Consider the following 4630-nt stretch of genomic DNA (forward strand, 5'->3'; position numbering starts at 1 on the left):
GTTCGGGGCCGGTGCGGGCATCGCCTGGCAGGCAGCGGCGAACGGTCGCCTCGCGCGGCGGGGCGCGTCGCCGCTGACGGCCACGCTGGTGAGCTTCGTCGCCGGCACCGTCGTGCTGCTCGCGGCGGCAGCGGTCAGCGTCTCGACCATCAGGATGCCCGGCCCGCTCCCCGCCGAACCCTGGCTGTATCTGGGCGGCCTGCTAGGTTTCGCGTACATCCTGCTCGGAGCCTGGCTGGTGCCACACACCGGCGTTCTGCTGCTCGGGCTCGGCAGCGTGCTCGGGCAGCTGGTGACGTCGGTGGTGATCGACGTCGTCTGGCCGGTCGACCGGGGCCCCGCACCCTGGCAGCTCGCCGCGATGCTCATCGTCGCTGCGGCATCCGTTGTCGTCGCTCTGCCGCGCCGTCGCTGACTCAGGGCTCCTCGCGCTTCGCCTTCTTCTTCGCTTTCTTGGCTTTCTTCGCGGCCTTCTTCTTCGACGTCTCGTCCTTCGACGCCGTGTCGTTCTGACGCAGCTCCTCGGGCGCCTCTCCGGAAGGCATCGCCGTGAGCAGGGCGTCGGCATCCACCGGCTTGCGACGGCCGGCGTCCTTGCCCTCGGGCTTGCCGCCGACGTACAGCCAGCCGAGCAGCTGCTCGTTCTGCGTCAGACCGTGCGCCTCGGCGACGGCCTTCGAACGGGTGAGGCCGCCGGTGCGCCAGATGACGCCCCAGCCCGCCTCATCCAGCAGAAGGCTGAGCGTGTGGGCGACGCCGGAGGCGACCGCCTCCTGCTCCCACCGCGGCACCTTGTCGCTCTCGCGGTACGAGGCGACGATGGCGAGCAGCAGCGGCGCGCGCATCGGCTTGGTCGAGGGCTTGTCGTCCCCGTCCGCCTCGGCCAGCGCCGTTCCCAGCGTCAGACGGTCATCGCCGCGCAGCTCGATCAGGCGCCACGGCCGCAGCGACGAGTGATCGGCGACGCGCCCGGCCGCTTCGATCAGCGGCAGCAGCTGCTCGCGGGTCGGAGCGTCGTCGGTCACCCGCGACCAGGATGCGCGGCGCCGGACGGCGTCGAGCGCACTCACGACGGATCGGGAGTGAACGACAGCGCCACGGAGTTCATGCAGTAACGATCGCCGGTGGGAGTGCCGAAGCCGTCGGGGAAGACATGCCCGAGGTGCGATCCGCACGCCGCGCAGCGCACCTCGGTGCGCACCATGCCGAGCGTGGTGTCCTCGATGAGCTCCACAGCCTCGGGACGCACAGACTCGTAGAAGCTCGGCCAGCCGCATCCCGAATCGAACTTCGTGCCGCTGCGGAAGAGCTCCGCGCCGCACGCGCCGCAGGTGTAGAGCCCGGCGCGCTCCTCATCGAGCAGCTCGCCCGTCCACGGGCGCTCCGTCGCTGCGGTGCGCAGCACCGCGTACTGGTCATCGCCGAGCTCGGCGCGCCACTCGGCATCCGTCTTGTTCACGCTGTAACCCATGGGTCTATTCTCTCGCCTTCGCGACCCGCGCGGGCCGGTCGGTCACTCCCTCGCCTTCGCGACCCGCGCGGGCCGGTCGGAGGAAGACGTCCGGCGGCGCCTTCCGCCCGCCGCTGGGACAATGGCGGGATGACGGATGCTGTCGCCGAGCGCTACCACCGCTTCGCCCACGAGGAGGCGCCCGGACGCAGCGCGGTGTACGTCGAGTGGGCGACGGGGGTCGCGGCGGATGCCGAGGTGCAGGCCGTGCTCGAGCAGCTGACCCCGCAGCAGCGGCAGCCGCCGCTGGTCTTCGCGGTGTCACGCCTGCTCGGTGCACCGGTGGGCGGATACCGGCCATGGCGGGAGTTCGTGCTCGCGCATGCCGGCGAACTGGTCACGCACTGCGCGCGCCGCGGGGTGCAGATCAACGAGCCGCTGCGGCTGGCCGCTCTGCTGCCCGCGCTCAGCCTGGTCGAGGGGCCGATCGCGCTGCTCGAGCTCGGTGCCGCGGCGGGTCTGTGCCTGTACCCCGACCGGTTCTCGTTCCGCATCGACGGTGCCGACGGCATCCCGCGGCGCCGGCTCGACCCGCCCGGCGGGCCGTCTCCCGTGCTGCTGCGCAGCACCGTCTCGGGCGAGCTGCCCGAGCTGCGCGTGCCCGAGGTGATCTGGCGGGCAGGGATCGACCTCGACCCGATCGACGTGCGCACCCCCGCCGACCGCGCCTGGCTCGAGTCCCTCATCTGGCCGGGCGAGCACGAGCGGAGCGAGCGCATCGCCGCGGCGATGCGCGTCGTCGCGGCCGACCCGCCGCTGCTGCGAGCGGGCGATGCGATCGAGCAGCTGGAGACGATGGCCGCCGCAGCCCCGGCGGAGGCCACACTGGTCGTCACCACACCGGGAATGCTCGTCTACCTGCCCCGACCGAGGCGAGCCGAACTCGTCGACCGCATCCGCGCGCTCGACGGGCACTGGATCACGATCGACCCGCCCGCGCTGCACGACGCCTGGCGTCCCGCGGTGGATCCGGCCGCCTTCCGCGGCTTCGCTGTCGCGCTCGACGGGCGCGTGGTGGCGGATGCCGACCCGCTCGGGCGCTGGTGGGAGTGGCGCGCCGGGATCGGAACGGATCCCGCGTAGCCTGAGCACATGCTCGGTGAACTCTCCGATCGTGATCGCGCGATCCTGACGCTGGAGGCGGCCTGGCCGCGTCATGGCGGCATGAAGGAGGAGACCATCCGGGCACAGCTCGGCATGAGTCCGGCCCGCTACTACCAGCTGCTCGGCCGGCTGATCGAGACCGAAGCGGCCCTCGATTTCGACCCGCTGCTCGTGCGGCGACTGCGCCGCCTGCGCGACCGCAGGGCGGTGCAGCGCACCGCACGCATGCGCGGTTTCGTCGGCTGACGACGCCCTCGCGGGTGCATCCGGGCCGGTCGCCGCTTCGTGCGGACTCACGGCAGCCGCCCGCTAGCATCGAGGGGTGCAGAAGCTCTCCCATGATCGATTCGACGACGTTCCGCGCGCCACCGGGCGCGTGGGCGCGCACCGCGCCGAGCAGCCGGGCATGAACGGTCTCGTCGTGCTGCTGTGGTCGGCGGCCGTCGCCCTCGTGCTCATCGTGTGCGGGATCTTCGTGTCGCTGGTGATGATGGATCGCATCTCGCTGTTCGGCGGCGAGTCGCCCGCCCCGGTGCCGACGCAGCCCGGTGTCGTCGCTCAGGTCGACACCTCGTACCGTGTGCTGATCCTGAACGCGACGTCCCAGAAGGGGCGCGTCGCGGAGGTGCGCGAGAAGCTGCTCGCAGAGGGATGGTCGACCGACGACGTGTTCGGCAGCGACGGCGCATCGCAGGAGTTCTCGAAGACGACGGTCTTCTACGTCGAGGACGCCGACGAGGGCGCAGCACTCGGGCTCGCAGAGGTGCTCGGCGGTGTCGAGGTCAAGCAGAGCGATTTCTATGCGGCGATGAACGACTCCGACAGGCCGCAGCTGACGGTCGTGATCGGTGTCGACAAGGCGACGTCCTCGGCGCCCGCCTCCGAGGCCCCGGCGCCCTGACGACGGGCCCGCCCTTTCGGTCGCGGCTTGCACTCCCATGGGTCGAGTGCCAGACTGGGGTTAGCACTCGCGCACTTGGAGTGCTAATACCCCATCGCCTACGTCCGGGAGGGACGAAAGACTCATGGCAAAGATCATCGCTTTCGATGAGGAGGCCCGTCGTGGCCTCGAGCGCGGCCTGAACACCCTGGCCGACGCCGTCAAGGTGACCCTCGGCCCGCGCGGTCGCAACGTCGTGCTCGAGAAGAAGTGGGGAGCCCCCACGATCACGAACGACGGTGTGTCGATCGCCAAGGAGATCGAGCTCGACGACCCGTACGAGAAGATCGGTGCGGAGCTCGTCAAGGAGGTCGCCAAGAAGACCGACGACGTCGCCGGTGACGGAACCACCACCGCGACCGTCCTCGCTCAGGCACTGGTCCGCGAGGGTCTGCGCAACGTCGCAGCCGGCGCCGACCCCATCTCGCTCAAGCGCGGCATCGAGAAGGCCGTCGCGGCCATCACCGAGGACCTGCTGAACAGCGCCAAGGAGATCGAGTCCAAGGAGCAGATCGCCGCCACCGCATCGATCTCGGCCGCTGACCCCGCCATCGGCGAGCTCATCGCCGAGGCCATCGACAAGGTCGGCAAGGAAGGCGTCGTCACGGTCGAGGAGTCGCAGACCTTCGGCACCGAGCTCGAGCTCACCGAGGGCATGCGCTTCGACAAGGGCTACCTGAACCCGTACTTCGTCACGGACCCGGAGCGCCAGGAAGCCGTCTTCGAGGACCCGTACATCCTCATCGCGAACCAGAAGGTCTCCAACATCAAGGACCTCCTGCCCATCGTCGACAAGGTGATCCAGGACGGCAAGGAGCTCGTCATCATCGCCGAGGACGTCGAGGGCGAGGCTCTCGCGACCCTCGTGCTCAACAAGATCCGCGGCATCTTCAAGTCGGTCGCCGTCAAGGCTCCCGGTTTCGGTGACCGTCGCAAGGCCCAGCTGCAGGACATCGCGATCCTGACCGGCGGCCAGGTCATCACCGAAGAGGTCGGCCTCAAGCTCGAGAACACCACTCTCGACCTGCTCGGCCGTGCACGCAAGGTCATCGTCACCAAGGACGAGACCACGATCG

At 70.1% G+C, this 4630-nt stretch carries 7 protein-coding genes; 5 read left to right on the plus strand and 2 right to left on the minus strand.

Features of this window, described 5'->3' with window-relative positions; translation table 11 throughout:
• On the plus strand, positions 1-415 hold a 415-nt coding region (locus RT309_RS13750), incomplete at its 5' end, for a DMT family transporter (protein ID WP_313357936.1).
• A 1-nt stretch (position 416) separates the two neighbouring features.
• On the opposite strand, the gene RT309_RS13755 is transcribed toward RT309_RS13750, so the two are convergent.
• Together RT309_RS13755 and msrB are read right to left on the minus strand one after the other, a co-directional pair.
• Entirely contained in the window at positions 417-1025 is a 609-nt protein-coding gene (locus RT309_RS13755) for a nitroreductase family protein (protein WP_396654461.1), read from the minus strand.
• 41 nt (positions 1026-1066) lie between these two features.
• A complete protein-coding gene (gene msrB / locus RT309_RS13760; RefSeq protein WP_313357941.1) occupies positions 1067-1471 on the minus strand; it encodes a peptide-methionine (R)-S-oxide reductase MsrB in 405 nt (134 codons plus the stop codon).
• A gap of 129 nt (positions 1472-1600) precedes the next feature.
• Here msrB and RT309_RS13765 point away from each other — a divergent pair, with 129 nt between their 5' ends.
• The 4 genes from RT309_RS13765 to groEL form a co-directional block, all read left to right on the plus strand.
• A complete protein-coding gene (locus RT309_RS13765) occupies positions 1601-2593 on the plus strand; it encodes a DUF2332 domain-containing protein (RefSeq protein ID WP_313357942.1) in 993 nt (330 codons plus the stop codon).
• Positions 2594-2602: 9 nt separating this feature from the next.
• Positions 2603-2860: a DUF3263 domain-containing protein gene (locus RT309_RS13770; RefSeq protein WP_313357944.1), complete on the plus strand. Its 258-nt coding sequence runs from the start codon at positions 2603-2605 to the stop codon at positions 2858-2860.
• Positions 2861-2936: 76 nt separating this feature from the next.
• Positions 2937-3515, plus strand: a complete 579-nt coding sequence (locus RT309_RS13775) for a LytR C-terminal domain-containing protein (protein ID WP_313357946.1) — start codon at positions 2937-2939, stop codon at positions 3513-3515.
• Positions 3516-3639: 124 nt separating this feature from the next.
• A partial coding sequence (groEL, locus tag RT309_RS13780; RefSeq protein ID WP_313357948.1) for a chaperonin GroEL occupies positions 3640-4630 on the plus strand: 991 nt, incomplete at its 3' end.

The organism is Microbacterium sp. (assembly GCF_032084865.1).
Taxonomy (GTDB): Bacteria; Actinomycetota; Actinomycetes; order Actinomycetales; family Microbacteriaceae; genus Microbacterium.

Excerpts from the sequence above, each read along its gene's own strand:
- msrB (WP_313357941.1), bottom strand. The coding sequence starts at position 1,471 with ATGGGTTACAGCGTGAACAAGACGGATGCCGAGTGGCGCGCCGAGCTC.
- RT309_RS13765 (WP_313357942.1), top strand. The coding sequence starts at position 1,601 with ATGACGGATGCTGTCGCCGAGCGCTACCACCGCTTCGCCCACGAGGAG.
- RT309_RS13770 (WP_313357944.1), top strand. The coding sequence starts at position 2,603 with ATGCTCGGTGAACTCTCCGATCGTGATCGCGCGATCCTGACGCTGGAG.